The sequence below is a fragment of the Microbacterium sp. Z11_20 genome (genome assembly GCF_057197605.1).
This window is the reverse complement of sequence record NZ_JBXVOQ010000002.1, coordinates 392,217-406,092: the sequence shown is the minus strand read 5'-3', so window position 1 is coordinate 406,092 and position 13,876 is coordinate 392,217. Positions and strand designations below refer to the sequence as shown.

At 69.8% G+C, this 13,876-nt stretch carries 15 protein-coding genes; 7 read left to right on the top strand and 8 right to left on the bottom strand.

Annotation, left to right across the window (positions count from 1 at the left end):
* Window positions 1-13: 13 nt before the first annotated feature.
* Window positions 14-1,369, bottom strand: a complete 1,356-nt coding sequence (locus tag AC2DFQ_RS06945) for an ABC transporter substrate-binding protein (RefSeq protein WP_484533385.1) — start codon at window positions 1,367-1,369, stop codon at window positions 14-16.
* A 245-nt stretch (window positions 1,370-1,614) separates the two neighbouring features.
* On the opposite strand from AC2DFQ_RS06945, the gene AC2DFQ_RS06940 reads away from it, so the two are divergent.
* Window positions 1,615-2,661, top strand: coding sequence for a LacI family DNA-binding transcriptional regulator (locus AC2DFQ_RS06940; RefSeq protein WP_484508457.1), 1,047 nt, complete (start codon window positions 1,615-1,617; stop codon window positions 2,659-2,661).
* A 64-nt stretch (window positions 2,662-2,725) separates the two neighbouring features.
* On the opposite strand, the gene rplL is transcribed toward AC2DFQ_RS06940, so the two are convergent.
* The 3 genes from rplL to AC2DFQ_RS06925 all read right to left on the bottom strand — a co-directional run bounded on the left by rplL (window position 2,726) and on the right by AC2DFQ_RS06925 (window position 5,015).
* Window positions 2,726-3,115, bottom strand: coding sequence for a 50S ribosomal protein L7/L12 (gene rplL / locus AC2DFQ_RS06935; protein ID WP_484508456.1), 390 nt, complete (start codon window positions 3,113-3,115; stop codon window positions 2,726-2,728).
* Window positions 3,116-3,160: 45 nt separating this feature from the next.
* Entirely contained in the window at window positions 3,161-3,676 is a 516-nt protein-coding gene (rplJ, locus tag AC2DFQ_RS06930) for a 50S ribosomal protein L10 (RefSeq protein ID WP_484508455.1), read from the bottom strand.
* Window positions 3,677-4,031: 355 nt separating this feature from the next.
* Window positions 4,032-5,015, bottom strand: coding sequence for a hypothetical protein (locus tag AC2DFQ_RS06925; RefSeq protein WP_484533384.1), 984 nt, complete (start codon window positions 5,013-5,015; stop codon window positions 4,032-4,034).
* 283 nt (window positions 5,016-5,298) lie between these two features.
* On the opposite strand from AC2DFQ_RS06925, the gene AC2DFQ_RS06920 reads away from it, so the two are divergent.
* From AC2DFQ_RS06920 to AC2DFQ_RS06905, 4 genes are all read left to right on the top strand, one after another.
* A complete protein-coding gene (locus AC2DFQ_RS06920) occupies window positions 5,299-5,979 on the top strand; it encodes a YqaJ viral recombinase family protein (protein WP_484508453.1) in 681 nt (226 codons plus the stop codon).
* A gap of 95 nt (window positions 5,980-6,074) precedes the next feature.
* Complete coding sequence (locus AC2DFQ_RS06915; protein WP_484508452.1) at window positions 6,075-7,760, top strand: MDR family MFS transporter; 1,686 nt, start codon at window positions 6,075-6,077, stop codon at window positions 7,758-7,760.
* 1 nt (window position 7,761) lies between these two features.
* A complete protein-coding gene (locus AC2DFQ_RS06910) occupies window positions 7,762-8,277 on the top strand; it encodes a MarR family winged helix-turn-helix transcriptional regulator (RefSeq protein ID WP_484508451.1) in 516 nt (171 codons plus the stop codon).
* Between the two features lie 143 nt (window positions 8,278-8,420).
* On the top strand, window positions 8,421-9,452 hold the full coding sequence (locus AC2DFQ_RS06905; RefSeq protein WP_484533383.1) for an NADP-dependent oxidoreductase: 1,032 nt from the start codon (window positions 8,421-8,423) through the stop codon (window positions 9,450-9,452).
* Here the strand turns inward: AC2DFQ_RS06905 and AC2DFQ_RS06900 are convergent.
* The gene (locus AC2DFQ_RS06900; RefSeq protein WP_484533382.1) at window positions 9,410-10,333 is read right to left on the bottom strand and encodes a LysR family transcriptional regulator ArgP; all 924 of its coding nucleotides are present in this window, start codon (window positions 10,331-10,333) and stop codon (window positions 9,410-9,412) included. The genes AC2DFQ_RS06905 and AC2DFQ_RS06900 overlap by 43 nt on opposite strands.
* A 69-nt stretch (window positions 10,334-10,402) precedes the next feature.
* Here AC2DFQ_RS06900 and AC2DFQ_RS06895 point away from each other — a divergent pair, with 69 nt between their 5' ends.
* Window positions 10,403-11,050, top strand: a complete 648-nt coding sequence (locus tag AC2DFQ_RS06895) for a LysE/ArgO family amino acid transporter (RefSeq protein WP_484533381.1) — start codon at window positions 10,403-10,405, stop codon at window positions 11,048-11,050.
* A gap of 31 nt (window positions 11,051-11,081) precedes the next feature.
* Window positions 11,082-11,357, top strand: coding sequence for an acylphosphatase (locus tag AC2DFQ_RS06890; RefSeq protein WP_484533380.1), 276 nt, complete (start codon window positions 11,082-11,084; stop codon window positions 11,355-11,357).
* A 27-nt stretch (window positions 11,358-11,384) separates the two neighbouring features.
* Here AC2DFQ_RS06890 and AC2DFQ_RS06885 read toward each other — a convergent pair whose 3' ends face one another.
* From AC2DFQ_RS06885 to AC2DFQ_RS06875, 3 genes are all read right to left on the bottom strand, one after another.
* Window positions 11,385-12,206 (bottom strand): amino acid ABC transporter ATP-binding protein, encoded by an 822-nt coding sequence (locus AC2DFQ_RS06885; RefSeq protein WP_484508446.1) that lies wholly within the window; start codon window positions 12,204-12,206, stop codon window positions 11,385-11,387.
* Window positions 12,193-12,858, bottom strand: a complete 666-nt coding sequence (locus tag AC2DFQ_RS06880; RefSeq protein ID WP_484508445.1) for an amino acid ABC transporter permease — start codon at window positions 12,856-12,858, stop codon at window positions 12,193-12,195. Before AC2DFQ_RS06880 ends, AC2DFQ_RS06885 begins: the two co-directional genes overlap by 14 nt.
* A gap of 63 nt (window positions 12,859-12,921) precedes the next feature.
* A complete protein-coding gene (locus AC2DFQ_RS06875) occupies window positions 12,922-13,725 on the bottom strand; it encodes an amino acid ABC transporter substrate-binding protein (protein ID WP_484533379.1) in 804 nt (267 codons plus the stop codon).
* Window positions 13,726-13,876 lie beyond the last annotated feature (151 nt).

Here is a 13,876-nt window from a genome sequence, read left to right as displayed (position 1 = left end):
GGCCCGCTCACGGTCAGCTGGCGGGCCAGCTGGCCTCGATCTCATCGACCACCGTCTGCGTGCTCTGTCCGCCGACCCATTCGACGATGCCCCGCCAGAAGGACGCCGCGCCGACGGCGCCGGGCATCAGGTCGGAACCGTCGAAGCGGAACTCGGTGTCGGGGTCCTGCAGGATCTCGATGGACTGCTCCAGCAGCGGGCTCGAGGCGTTGGCCGGGTCGAGGCCCTTGTTGGCGCTGATGACGCCGCCCAGGCTCACGCGGTTGTTGGCCCACAGGGCGCTGGAGAGGTAGGTGCGCACAGCCTCGACCTCCTCGGCGTCACGGAACGCCACCGGGAACTCGCCGCCACCGGTGACCGCCTGCGGGTCGTCGGCGCTGGCGGGAGGCATCAGGAACGCGAAGACGTCGCCGTCGGGTGCGACGGTGACCTCTTCCCCGCCGTCCGAGTTCCAGAACGTCTCGTAGAACGAGGCCTGGTGGTGCAGCGAGCACTCGTCGTCGAGGATGGGCAGCCCCGCCTCCTGGAACGGCGTGCTGATCAGGGTGGAGACGTCGCCGAACCCGCCGTTGACCATCTCGTCGCTCTTGAGGTACTCCCCGACCGAGTCGAACGCCGTGACCACCTCGGGCGCGTTGAAGGGAACCTCGTGGGTCACCCACTGGTCGTAGAAGTCCGCGCCCGCCTCGCGGATCACGAAGTCCTCGATCCAGTCGGTGCCCGGCCATCCGGTCGCCTCAGCGGATTCCAGGCCCGCGCACCACGGCTGGTGGCCGGAGTCGGCGGCGATCGTCTCGGACAGCTCCATCATCTCGTCGAGGGTCGTGGGGACCTCCCAGCCGTTGTCCTCGAACTGGGTCGGCGAATACCAGACGTAGCCCTTGATGCTCGCCATCAGCGGGGCGGCGTACGTCGTGCCGTCGATCGTGGCGTATTCCTTCCAGATCGGGTCCCAGCCCTCGTCGATGTTGTCAATCACCGGCTGGGATGCCGGAATGAGCCAGCCGCCGGCGGCGAGGCGGGCCAGCAGGCCCGGCTGCGGCACGATGGCGATGTCGGAGGCGTTCCCGCCCTCGGCGAGCACCGCGATCTGCGCCTCGAACTCGCCGGAGCCCTGATAGTCGATCTCGATGCCGGTGCACGAGGCGAAGTCGCTCCACGACTCCACGAGACGGTCGGCCTCCAGGTCGAGGATCGTTCCGCTGATGGTGACGGTGGCGTCCTCGAACGTGCCGTACTCCTCGTAGTCCGAGCAGTCGACGTCGTCGCCCCCGGCTTCGATGTCACCCGTGCAGCCGGCAAGCGCCAGGCCGGCGACGCCGACGAGTGCGAGCGGCGCCCAAAGGCGACGGTGCTGTGACATGCCCATGTGGTTCCTCCTCCTTGAGACTCTGGTGCGGCCCCGTGAGGAACCGATTCCAGGCCACGGTATGCGACTTCCGTGCAGGGCACAAGAATGATTGATCACGACTGCGTAACCCCCGCTGGGAGCGCTCTCATGACGTGTGGGAACGGTCCCTTGTCCAGAGCCGCCATCGCAACCGGTTCCATTTCGACAGATCGGCGGTAGCCTTTCTCGCGCAGGGCAGTGCGGCAATGCGGATGAGGAGACGAATGAACGGTATCTCCGAGGTCGCGCGGGTCGCGGGTGTCTCCAAGTCGACGGCCAGCCGCGCGCTCACCGGCAGCGGGTACGTCTCCGACCAGACGCGACGCCGCGTCGCCGAGGTGGCGGCCTCCCTCGGGTACGTCCCTTCCACCAGCGCGGTGAGCCTGGCGACGGGCCGGTTGCAGACGATCGGCGTGCTCGTCCCGACAGTCGCCCGGTGGTTCTTCGCCGAGGTGATCGAGGGCGTCCAGTCCGCTCTGCTGGAGCACGACCTCGATCTGACGCTGTATGAGGCGCCCCCGGGCACCGAGGATCGGCGGCGCATCTTCCAGGACTTCCTCCCCCGCCGCCGCTTCGACGGCCTCATCGCCGTGGGGATCGAACCGGCCGAGGGCGAGTGGGAACAGCTCCATCGCCTGGGCCGGCCGGTGGTGAGCGTGGTCGGCGCGGCAGGAGGGACGAGCCTCGTCACCATCGACGACCTCCATGCCGCGCGCCGGGCGACCGACCACCTGATCGCGCTCGGCCACAGGGCGATCGTGTTCCTCGGCGGAGGCTCCGACGAGCATTTCGCGCACGTCGACCGCCTGCGTCTACGGGGGTACGAGGAAGCGATGAACGACGCCGGGCTCGGCGAACTGGCGAGGCACGTGCGCTCCGGTCCATCGATGCCCGGGGGCTATGCCGCAGCGGTCGATCTGCTGGGAGAGACGCGATCGCGCCCGACGGCCCTGGTCGCGGCCTGCGACGAGGTCGCGATCGGCGCCATCATCGCCGCGCGGCGCCTGGCCATCCCGGTCCCGGGTGAACTCAGCGTCGTCGGAATCGACGACCACGAGTACGCCGAGATGTTCTCCCTGACGACCCTGCAGCAGGTGCCGAGGGAGCAGGGCCGCGCGGCCGTGGATCTGCTGCTGCGCGCCATGGAGGATCCGAGCGCCGGGCATGCGGAAGTCCGGCTGCAAGCCCGCCTCGTCGTGCGCAGCTCCACGGCTCCGGCCGACCCCGCACTCGCGGTGGTGGTCTCCGACACCGGACTCGGTCGCAGCTGACGCTCCCGCGAACGCGGAGAAGCCCCGGACGCCGCAGCATCCGGGGCTTCTCGCAGAACAGGTGTTACTTGAGGGTGACCGAAGCGCCGGCCTCTTCAAGAGCAGCCTTCGCCTTGTCGGCGGTCTCCTTGTTGGCGCCCTCGAGGACGGCCTTGGGAGCACCGTCGACGACGGCCTTGGCCTCACCCAGGCCGAGCGAGGTGAGCTCGCGGACGACCTTGATGACCTGGATCTTCTTGTCGCCGACCGTCTCGAGGATGACGTCGAAGGAATCCTTGACCTCTTCCTCCTCGGCGGGGGCGCCACCGGCGGGTGCGCCGGCCGCGGCGACCGCGACGGGGGCAGCTGCGGTGACGTCGAAGGTCTCCTCGAAGGCCTTCACGAACTCGCTGAGCTCAATGAGGGTGAGCTCCTTGAACGCGTCGAGCAGCTCCTCAGTGCTGAGCTTTGCCATGATGTTTCTCCTTGATTGGGGTTTCGCTTATGCCGGGGCCCGATGTCAGGCCGCGGACTCCTGCTTCTCGCGCAGTGCGTCGACCGTGCGAACGGCCTTCGACGGAAGCGCGTTGAAGACGTATGCCGCCTTGGTCATCGAGGCCTTCATCGCACCGGCGAGCTTCGCCAGCAGGACTTCACGGCTTTCGAGATCGGCGAGCTTGTTGACCTCATCCGCGGTCAGGGAGGCACCGTCGAAGTACCCGCCCTTGATCACGAGAAGAGGGTTAGCCCTGGCGAAGGTGCGCAGACTCTTGGCCACGGTGACCGGGTCACCGTGGACGAAGGCGATGGCCGACGGACCCTTGAGTTCGTCGTCCAGGCCGGTGACCCCCGCGTTGTTCGCGGCGATCCTGGTCAGCGTGTTCTTCACCACGGCGTATTCCGCGTCCTGACGAATGCTGTTGCGCAGCTCCTTGAGCTGGGCAACCGTCAGACCGCGGTACTCGGTCAGCAGAACGGCGGTCGAGTCCTCGAAGTTCTTCGTGAGCTCGGCGACCGATGCATCCTTCTGCGCCATGGCCACTCCTTGTGTGTACGAGACGCTCCGCGATGGCGAGGCGTCGGGCCGCAGCATCCGGTGTTCTCGACCCCAGGAAAACAGAAGAGCTCCGGCGCAAGCGCACGGAGCTCGATTCCCGATCCGGGAAGTCGTTCGTACACCTGCGCGGGCCCCTGCTTTCGCAGAGCTTCGATCGTCATGCGCTGGCGCGCACGCCGATGACCGGCGGTCTTTGGCTTCCTCCCAGCATACGCGCCCTCCCCTCCCCCGCCAAATCCCGCTCCACCCCCACCGAGCGAACGGCTTCTCACCGACCGCACGGCCTGATCGCGCAGCAACATCGTGCATTCGGTGGGGAGCCGTACGCTCGCACTCAGCGGGGCGGGTAGATCCCGAAGGCCGCGAGTCGCGCGCCGAGCGACGCCGGGGTGTCGATGTGCGCGTCGCCCCACCTCGCGAAGCGCCGATGCGTGGTGCCGCGGATCCAGTCCTCTCGGGTCTTCTCCGCGAGCATGACCTGCTCGACCGTGCGACCCGACCGCATCGCTTCATCGAGGTACTTCATCGCGCCGTCGAACTCGCCCCATGCGCCGGCCTCATCCAACCCGATGTCGACCCAGTACCAGCCGCCGTTCGGCGAGCGGACGGGCACCTGCAGACGCAGCACGCGAAAGCCGAGCCGCAGGAGTTGGAGCCTGCTGACGCTCTCCCCGGGCAGCTGCGCGCGCCCGTCGGCGATCTCGGTGATCCAGCGGGCCTGGCGCACGCCCCGTGCACCCGCGGCGTTGCGGAGCCGACGGAATTGATCCTCACGCCACTGTTCAGCGCGGTCCTCGTCGTACTGGTGACCGCGGACGGCGACCTGACGAAGAGCGGCGTCGGCCACGGCGAGAGCCCCCTCTGGTGAGAGGACCCGCGTGAGGTCGAACGTCGTCCTGGCCAGGGTGGTGCACCGGATGCCGTGCACCACCGTCATGTCGTCATCCGCGAGCACGTGCACATGCCGCATGACGTCTTCTCCGCTGGAGATGCGCCCCGCGTGAGGCGTCGTGAGGTGCACCCGCGGGAGCGCCGTGCGGTACAACGGCAGGTCGTGCAGGACTCCGGCCGAGTGGTGGGATGCTGCGGCTCCGGCGCTCCGACCGTCGCGAGCCACGGCGGTGAGATGCAGGAGATGGCGCGATTCGGGCCACAGCTCATTCCATAGCACGCTGTCGACCCACCACCCGCGCCTGACCTTCCGCAGTTCGCCGGCCCTGGTGAGAGCGACGAGTTCACGCTCGCCCACGCCGAGGAGCCGATAGTGCTCTCGGCTTCGCAGGGCGGCCCCGGCTTCCTCCTGAGCGAGTTTGCGCATCCTCCCACCCCAGCCCCCCGCGCCCCCTCGCGCCCCGCTTTCCTCCCCTCTGTGCAAACCCCCCGCCACCCGCCCCCCTGTGGAGGAGCCACGCCCATCGCCGAGCGCACCACTTCGCACCGAACGCACGACGTAGCAGCGTGGGAAAGCCGTGCGCTCGGTGAGATGCCGTGCGATCGGGGGCGGGGCGGGGGCGGGGGCGGGGGCGGGGCCGCGCGGGCGGGACCCCGGGGGGCGGCGGGTCGGGCGGGCGGCTTCGGGTGCGGGGGTTAGGGTCGAAGACATGTCCCCCGACCTCGTCTCGCGCAGCCCACAGCTGGCGGCGCGGATCGTGGCGGACTCGCGCGACCGCGTCGCGTGGATCCGGGCGCGATCGCGGGGCATCACGGCCACGGATGTCGCGGCCCTCACCGGCCCGGGCTCCATCCCCCGCGCCGCCGACGCGAAGCTGATGGGCTCGGGATTCTCCGGCAACGCCTACACCGCGCACGGCCGGCTGCGCGAGCCCGAGATCGCGGCATGGGTGGCTGCGACCCACGGCATCCAGCCGTCCTCGGCGCTCTTCCACGCCGTCGTGGAGAAGCGGCACCTCGCCACACCCGACGGCGTGACCGTGGATGCGGCCGGCCGCGTCGTGCTCGCGGAGATCAAGACGACCAACAAGACCTGGCGCAGCATTCCTCGCACGTACCTGCGACAGGTGTGGTGGCAGCAGCACGTCCTCGGCGCCGACCGCACCCTGGTCGCCTGGGAGGTGCACGACGCTTTCGTGCCCGTCGACGACGAGCCGCGCTGCCAGTGGATCGACCGCGACGAACGCGAGATCGCGAAGCTCGTGGGACTCGCCACCGCGCTCATCGACGAATTGCACCGGCGCACCACGACGGCACGCGCGGATGCGGCGCCACAGAGCACCGCATCCCGCCCCCGAGAGGCGTTCCGGGCACTCGCTCTGGCCGAGTAGTTCGTTGACATAAGTCAAGCAAGAGGCGTATCGTTGACAGAAGTCAACTATCGCGCCGTCGTCGTCGCGGACCCCCTCTTCGGCGAAAGGCCCGCATGGCTCTCGACACCCCCGTGACGGATTCCCCGCGTCGCGTCCTCCCCGCCCTCCTCGGGCTGCTGCTGGGAATGTTCGTATCGATGCTGGCGTCCACGGTCGTCTCGACCTCCCTGCCGGTCATCGTGCACGACCTCGACGGCGACCAGGCCGTCTACACGTGGGTGGTCACCGCCACCCTCCTGACGACGGCCATCTCCACGCCGATCTGGGGCAAGCTCGCCGACCTGTTCAACCGCAAGCTGCTCATCCAGATCGCCATCGTGATCTTCGTGCTCGCCACCGCCGCCGCCGGGTTCTCGCAGAACCCCGAGACGCTCATCGCCTTCCGCGCGGTCCAGGGCTTGGGCGCGGGCGGGCTCGCCGCCCTGAGCCAGGTCATCATGGCCGACATCATCAGCCCGCGTGAGCGCGGCCGTTACATGGGACTGTTCGGTGCTGTCATGGCGGTGGCCACCGTGGGCGGGCCGCTCCTGGGCGGCCTCATCACCGACGCGTTCGGATGGCGCTGGAACTTCTTCGTCGCCCTCCCCTTCGCCGTCGCCGCGCTCGTCATCCAGCAGCGCACTCTGCACCTGCCGAAGCATCCGCCCCGGAAGGCCCGCATCGACTACCTCGGCATCGTCTTCCTCGCCGCGGCGGTCTCGCTGCTGCTCATCTGGATCACCAACGCCGGGCAGAATTATGAGTGGGCCAGCACCGAGACCGCACTCATGGTCGGCGGGGCAGCCCTGGCCACCATCCTCTTCATCGTCACGGAGCTGAAAGTCTCCGAGCCGCTGATCCCCCTGAGCCTCTTCCGCAACACCACGTTCACCCTCGCCGTCATCGCCTCCATCGCCACGGGCCTGGCCATGTTCGGCACGTCGGTGTACCTCAGCCAGTACATGCAGCTCGCCCGCGGCGCTTCGCCCACCGAGGCGGGCCTGCTCACCATCCCGATGATCGCCGGGCTCCTGATCGCCTCCGTCGTCGTCGGCGCACTGATCACCCGGTTCGGAAGGTGGAAGGCCTACGTGGTGCTCGGGGCGGTGCTGTTGATCGCCGGCTCGTTCCTGCTCTCGACGATCCACTACGACACGTCGCTCGTCCTCGTCGGGATCTACATGTTCCTCCTCGGCGCCGGCGTCGGCATGACGATGCAAAACCTCGTGCTCATCGTCCAGAACACCGCCGAGCCGTCGGTGCTCGGCACGGCCAGTTCGGGCGTGGCGTTCTTCCGCAGCCTCGGCGGCACGGTCGGCGTCTCCGTCATGGGCGCGACGGTCGCCGCCTCCGTGAGCTCCCTCCTGGCGGGCCGCAAGGAGGAGATCGCGGCGGCCATCGCCGGCCTCGGGGCCGATGGCGCGGGCGTCGCCGAGCAGTTGCGCTCCGGCGCGCTCCCGCAGGTCTCGGCGTTGCCCGAGGTCGTCCGGGTCATCGTCGAAGACGTCTACGCCGCCTCGATCGCCCAGGCGTTCCTCATCGCCGTCCCCGTGGCCGTGCTGAGCCTGCTGGCGATCGTCTTCCTGCCGAACCACCCCCTCACCCGGATGACCACCGCCGAGCGGATCGCCGCCAGCGAAGCCGATCTCGCGACGGTGTCGGCCGCGGAGGGGATGGCTGCCCTGGCCGCCACGGGGTCCGTGCCGGCAGCGCCTCGCCAGCCGGCGCGCCGCGGCCGGGACATCGGCGAAGATGGCTGACGTGACCGTGCCCGACTCCCCCGTGCCCGACTCCCCCGCATCCGACTCCCCCGCGCTCGCCCACGGCGATGACCGCGCCGAGGCGATCCGCGCGCTGGAGGGCTCCTTCTCCGAACTGGTCACCGTCTTCCGCCGCCTCCTCTCGGAAGCCGCGGAGACCGCCAGCCCGGGAATGCTGCCGGGAACGTTCAAGGTGCTCTCCTCCGTCCAGCGCGTGGGCCCCGTGACCCTGTCGGCGCTCGCGGAGCGATTGAGCGCCGACAAGGGCCTGACCAGTCGCAGCGCCACCGAGCTGGAGGCCCTCGGCCTCGTCACGCGTACCGCCGACCCGACCGACCGGCGCTCGCGTCTCATCGCGATCACGCCCCTGGGCACGGAGCGGTTGGAGGCAGCCCGCGCCCCGCACGGCGGCCGCCTGGTCGCCGCGCTGGACGGATGGTCGACCGACGACATCCGCCACGCCGCCGTCCTCCTGTCGGCACTGGCCAACGGCCGGCCACCCGGCGAGTCGCCCTGACACGGTAGCTCCGCCCCCTCCCGCGGCGCGGAGCTTCTCCGCACAGTGACGCCCGTGTAACACCGGCGAGACATTGCTCGGGTTGACTGGGCTCGTCCCCAGCACCAGTGCTGCCGACGCCGACTGCACGGAAGGAGCGACGGATGAGATTTCGGCCGCTGCACCCCGAGTCCACTCCGACGGACACCGTGCTGGCGCCTCCCCCCACGCCGCCGGCGCGCATGCGTGCTTCCCTGTTCGATCGTGGCGGGAACGCGAGCCTGCACACCGGCGAGGTGGATGTTCCGACGCCGGTCCTCAGCGAGGTGCTCGTGCGGGTGGTCGCGGCCGGGGTGAATCCCATCGATGCCAAGACCCGCCACGGCGCCGGTGTCTCGGCAGCGATCGCCCAGTATCCCTCGACGCTCGGGTACGACTTCAGCGGCGTGGTGGTGAAGGCGCCGTTCGAGGCGTACCCCTTCCCCGCGGGCACCGAGGTGTTCGGGATGGCGGCGTTCCCCCGCGCGTCGGGAACCTACGCCGAGTACGTCGTCGCGTCCGCCCTGTCGATCGCGCGCAAGCCCGCCTCCCTCTCCCACGTCGAGGCGGCGGGGGTCCCGCTGGCGGCCCTGACGGCGTGGGGCGCTGTCGTGGAGACCGCGCTGGCGCACGAGGGACAGCGCATCCTCATCCATGCCGGCAGCGGCGGCGTCGGACATTTCGCCATCCAGTTCGCCGCGTATTTCGGTGCGCATGTGACCGCCACCGGCTCCGCGCGCAACGCCGACTGGCTGCGCGATCTGGGAGCGGCCGTCGTGCTGGATCACGCGACGCAGCGCTTCGAAGACATGGCGGGCGACATGGACGTCGTGATCGACCTCGTGGGCAACGCCGACGACGACACCGGAACGCGTTCCCTCCGCGTGCTGCGGCCCGGAGGTCTCCTGATCGAGGTGCCCACCGGCGGCTGGCCGGACTTCGCCGAGGCGGCAGCGGCGGCGGGGGTGCGGGCGACGAGCTACAAGGTCATCCCCGACGGCGGGGTGCTGGCCACCATCTCGCGACTGCTGGACTCCGGAGCGGTGCAGGTCTACGTCGACCAGGTGTTCGATCTCGACGACGCTGCCGCCGCACACGTGGAGCTGGAACGCGGTCACACACGCGGCAAGCTCGTCCTCCGCGTGAGCGACGACTGAGGCTGGGCGAGCACCCGACGCGCTTCGGCGACGAGTTCGTCGGCGATGGCGTCCAGCAGGGGCGAGGTGAGATTCCACTGCTGCCAGAACAGCGGAACGTCCACCGGCGGACCGCCGAGCCGAACGAGGGCGCCGGAGGCGAGATGCTCCGCCGACTGCAAGCGCGGGAGGAGCCCCCACCCGAGGCCGAGACGGATGGCCGTGGCGAAGTCGGCCGACGCGGGAACCAGATGCCGCGGCGGGGTGCCGGTCACGCCGCGCGCGGCGAGCCAGCGCGATTGCAGGTCGTCACGTCGGTCGAAATCCACGACCGGCGCTCTTCCGAGCGCATCGGCGTCGGCACCGTCGGGGAACCACCGTGCGGCGAACGCCGCGCCGGCGAGGGCCTCGTAGCGCAGCATCCCGAGCGGTCGCACGCGACAACCGGCGACGGGCGATTCCCGTGACGTGACCGCCCCCATGACGGTGCCCGATTCCAGGAGACCGGCGGTGAAGTCCTGGTCGTCGCGGTGCAGCTCGAACACGACCTGCCGCCGCTCGGTCAGACGTGCCAGCGGCGCGAGGAACCACGTGGCGAGCGAGTCGGCGTTGACGGCGAGCGGTACGACGGCCGCTCCCGATCCGTCGGCGCCGATGTCGGCGAGCGCATCGTGCTCGAGGAGGTCGAGCTGACGGGCCAGGCGCACGATGGCGCGGCCCGCGTCGGTGGCCTGCACGGGTTTGGTGCGGACGAGAACCACCCGCCCGAGGCGCTCCTCCAAGGCCCGCACCCGCTGACTCACGGCGGACGGTGTGAGCGACAGGCGCCGCGCCGCGGCCTCGAGGGTTCCCTCGTCGAGGATCACCGCGAGGGTTCGCGCGAGGTCGAGAGGCACGGACATGAAGTAATACTAAAGGTTATGAAGAATCCTGAACTGTACTCGCTGCCGTCGACGCCGTAGCGTCGCGGTGTGATCACCTCCCTGGCAGCCGGGTTCGGCGTCGGCCTCTCGCTCATCGTCGCGATCGGCGCGCAGAACCTCTTCGTCCTGCGGCAGGGAGTCCGCCGCGAGCACGTCGTCGCGGTGGCGATGATCTGCGCCGCGTCGGATGCCGCTCTCATCGCGCTCGGCGTCTCCGGCATCGGGCTCGTGCTGGAGGCTGTGCCGTGGCTGGTGGATGTCATCCGGTGGGCCGGCGCGCTCTTCCTCGTCGGCTACGGCCTGCTGGCCGCCCGCCGCGCACTGCGACCGAACGGCCAGGCGCTCCAGGCGGGCCCGCCGACGACCGCGACCGCGGCGCCGGATGCCCGTGGCGTGAGCACGCGCGTGCGCCTGGCTCCGGTGGTCTTGACCTGCCTGGCGCTGACGTGGCTCAACCCCCACGTCTACCTCGACACCGTCTTCCTCCTCGGCTCGGTGGCGAGCACGCACGGCGATGACCGGTGGGTGTTCGCGGCGGGGGCGATGGCCGCGAGCATCCTGTGGTTCTTCGGGCTCGCCTTCGGCGCCCGGTTCCTCGGTCGGTGGCTGGCCACCCCGAAAGCGTGGCGCATCCTGGACGCCGTCATCGCCGTCGTGATGATCGGGATCGCAATAAGTCTCGTGCTCCCGCACTGACGCGGTTCCCCGCGTGCGCGACGATGGGAGGATGAAGCGTCTTCACGTGATCGTCCGCGGGACAGTGCAGGGTGTCGGATTCCGGTACTCCACGCACGTTCAGGCGCGGAGGTCCGGCGTCACGGGCTGGGTGCGCAATCGCCGGGACGGCAGCGTCGAGGCCGAGATCCAAGGCGAGTCCGAGGCCGTGGAGACCCTGCTCGGGTGGATGCGGCAGGGCCCGCCGGGATCGGAGGTCAGCGCTGTGGAAGCATCCGAGGTGCCGGCCTCGGCGGACGCCTCGTTCGAGGTGCGCCCGAGCGAGTAACCCCGGCCGGAGCGCGCTCGAGGACCCTCACCCCCCGTCGAGAGGGCGGAGGATCCGGTCGACGAACCGGCGCGTGCGCTCGTGCGCCGGTCGCGTCAGGATCTGGGCGGGGGTACCCCGCTCGACGATGAGGCCGTGGTCGAAGAACAGCACCTCATCGGCCACCTGCCGGGCGAAACCCAGCTCGTGCGTCACGATCATCATCGTCCAGCCTTCATCGGCCAGTTCGCGGAGGACGAGCAGCACCTCCCCGACGAGTTCGGGATCGAGCGCGCTGGTCGGCTCGTCGAAGAGCAGAAGGTCGGGTTTCAGCGCGAGAGCCCGGACGATGCCGACCCGCTGCTGCTGCCCGCCCGACAGTTCGAACGGATAGGCGTCGCGCTTGTCGCCCAGGCCGACGCGATCCAGCAGCGCCTCCGCCTGGGCGACGGCCTCGCCCCTGGCCGTGCGGTGAGCGTGCACCGGGCCCTCGACGACGTTCTCGATCACGGTGCGGTGGGGGAACAGGTTGTGATGCTGGAACACCATCGCCGACCGATCGCGCAGCGCCCGCCGATCCGCCTTCGTCCCCCGGCGCGAGAAGTCCACGGCGGGGCCGCCGTCGAAGTCGACGATGCCGGCGTCGGCGACCTCCAGGCCGTTCAGGCACCGCAGCACTGTCGTCTTCCCCGACCCGCTGGGGCCGATGAGGACGACGACCTCACCACGACGCACCTCGAAGTCGACCCCGCCGAGCACGAGATCCCGCCCGAAGCTCTTGGTCAGTCCGCTCACGCGCAGGAGCGGCCGATCGACGGGTCCGGCCGCCGGGGCGAGCGGGTCGCCACCGGGAGCATCAGTGGGCGACATAGCGATCCAGCTTCCTCTCGATCCCGCTCTGACCGCTGGAGAGCACGAGGCAGAACAGCCAGTAGATGGCGGCGGCTTCGAGGTAGACGACCATGAACTCATAGGTGAAGGCCGCGATGTTCTCCGCCCGCCGGAACAGCTCGGTCACGAGGATGAGCGACGCGAGGGACGTGTCCTTCACGAGCGAGATGAACGTGTTCGACAGCGGCGGCACCGACACGCGGGCCGCCTGAGGCAGCACGACGCGCGTCAGGGTCTTGCCCGGTGACAGCCCCACGGTGTGCGCGGCCTCCCACTGCCCCTTCGGCACCGAGAGGATGGCCGCGCGGATGACCTCGGCGGCGTACCCGCCGACGTTCAGGGAGAACGCGATGATCGCCGCCGGCCACGGATCGATCACCACGCCCACCGACGGCAGCCCGTAGAAGATCACGAAGAGCTGGACGAGCAGCGGCGTCCCACGGATCACCGAGATGTACAGGCGCGCGATGGCCGACAGCAGCGGGTTCGGGGAGAGCCGCACGAGCGCCACCCCCAGGGCGAGCACCAGGCCGAGGGCGAACGAGGCGAGGGCGAGCGGGATCGTGCCGGTGAGGCCCGCCAGCAGCAGCGGCCAGAACGAGTCGACGATGAGCGTCCACGTCTCATCCATGGTGTCCTTCCCGGGCAGCTGGATCCGCTCGCCGCTCAGGCTCGGGCAGGCGATGCAGAGACGTTACTCTGTGACGTCCGCGCCGAAGTACTTCTCGCTGATCTCCGCGAGCACGCCCTCGTCCCGCAACTCGGCGAGGGCGGCGTTGACCTCCTCGACGAGCGCGTCCTTGTCCTGGGTGAAGGCCAGCGCGTTGTATGCGGGGTCGTCGGTCTCGGCGGCGATCTTCAGCCCGCTCGGCCCTTCGTTCTTCTCGTAGTCGAGGAAGGTGAGGTTGTCGTTGACGGTCGCGTTCACGCGCCCTTGCTGCAGCAGAGCAACGGCCTGCGCCCAGCCCTCGACGGCTTCCACGGTCGCGCCGCTGTCGGTGGCCAACTCGTACCAGTTGCTGGTGAGCGACTGGGCTGTGGTCTTCCCGTCCAGGTCGTCGAAGCTCGTGATGGAGTCGTCGTCCGCCCGCACGACGATCACTCCGGGAGACACCGTGTAGGGCTCGCTGAAGAGGTACTTCTCCTCGCGCTCCGCGTTGATGGACACCTGGTTCGCGATCAGGTCGAACCGGCCGGCGTCGAGGCCGGCGAAGATCGCGTCCCACTGCGTCTCGCGGAAGCGGACCTCCAGGCCGAGCTTGTCGGCGACCGCCTCCGCGATCTCCACGTCGAATCCGACCAGGTCTCCAGAGGCGTCATGGAAGCTGAACGGACGGTAGGTGCCCTCGGTCGCGACCGTGAGCGTGCCGGCGTCGACCAGACCGTACTGGTCACCGGCGGGCGTCGCACCCGGTGAGGCTCCGCCACTGCACGAGGCCAGGCCCAGCGCTGCGGACAAGATCAGAGCGGCGGCGACGGTCGGACGGCGACGAGACATGCGGGTTTCCTGACGTGTGACGGCGGTGCGGGTCGGCGACCCGCGGGATTCTCGAGTACAACACGGCTGGGACCCGGTTCATGCCATCGTGACGCCGCGTTGCAGGCGACGGCCCGCCCTGACGGACGAAGGGCCCCACCCGGAGGTGGAG

Excerpts from the sequence above, each read along its gene's own strand:
- AC2DFQ_RS06925 (WP_484533384.1), bottom strand. The coding sequence starts at position 5,015 with ATGCGCAAACTCGCTCAGGAGGAAGCCGGGGCCGCCCTGCGAAGCCGA.
- rplL (WP_484508456.1), bottom strand. The coding sequence starts at position 3,115 with ATGGCAAAGCTCAGCACTGAGGAGCTGCTCGACGCGTTCAAGGAGCTC.
- AC2DFQ_RS06915 (WP_484508452.1), top strand. The coding sequence starts at position 6,075 with ATGGCTCTCGACACCCCCGTGACGGATTCCCCGCGTCGCGTCCTCCCC.
- AC2DFQ_RS06890 (WP_484533380.1), top strand. The coding sequence starts at position 11,082 with ATGAAGCGTCTTCACGTGATCGTCCGCGGGACAGTGCAGGGTGTCGGA.
- AC2DFQ_RS06880 (WP_484508445.1), bottom strand. The coding sequence starts at position 12,858 with ATGGATGAGACGTGGACGCTCATCGTCGACTCGTTCTGGCCGCTGCTG.
- AC2DFQ_RS06945 (WP_484533385.1), bottom strand. The coding sequence starts at position 1,369 with ATGGGCATGTCACAGCACCGTCGCCTTTGGGCGCCGCTCGCACTCGTC.
- AC2DFQ_RS06885 (WP_484508446.1), bottom strand. The coding sequence starts at position 12,206 with ATGTCGCCCACTGATGCTCCCGGTGGCGACCCGCTCGCCCCGGCGGCC.
- AC2DFQ_RS06905 (WP_484533383.1), top strand. The coding sequence starts at position 8,421 with ATGAGATTTCGGCCGCTGCACCCCGAGTCCACTCCGACGGACACCGTG.
- AC2DFQ_RS06940 (WP_484508457.1), top strand. The coding sequence starts at position 1,615 with ATGAACGGTATCTCCGAGGTCGCGCGGGTCGCGGGTGTCTCCAAGTCG.
- AC2DFQ_RS06920 (WP_484508453.1), top strand. The coding sequence starts at position 5,299 with ATGTCCCCCGACCTCGTCTCGCGCAGCCCACAGCTGGCGGCGCGGATC.
- AC2DFQ_RS06900 (WP_484533382.1), bottom strand. The coding sequence starts at position 10,333 with ATGTCCGTGCCTCTCGACCTCGCGCGAACCCTCGCGGTGATCCTCGAC.
- rplJ (WP_484508455.1), bottom strand. The coding sequence starts at position 3,676 with ATGGCGCAGAAGGATGCATCGGTCGCCGAGCTCACGAAGAACTTCGAG.
- AC2DFQ_RS06875 (WP_484533379.1), bottom strand. The coding sequence starts at position 13,725 with ATGTCTCGTCGCCGTCCGACCGTCGCCGCCGCTCTGATCTTGTCCGCA.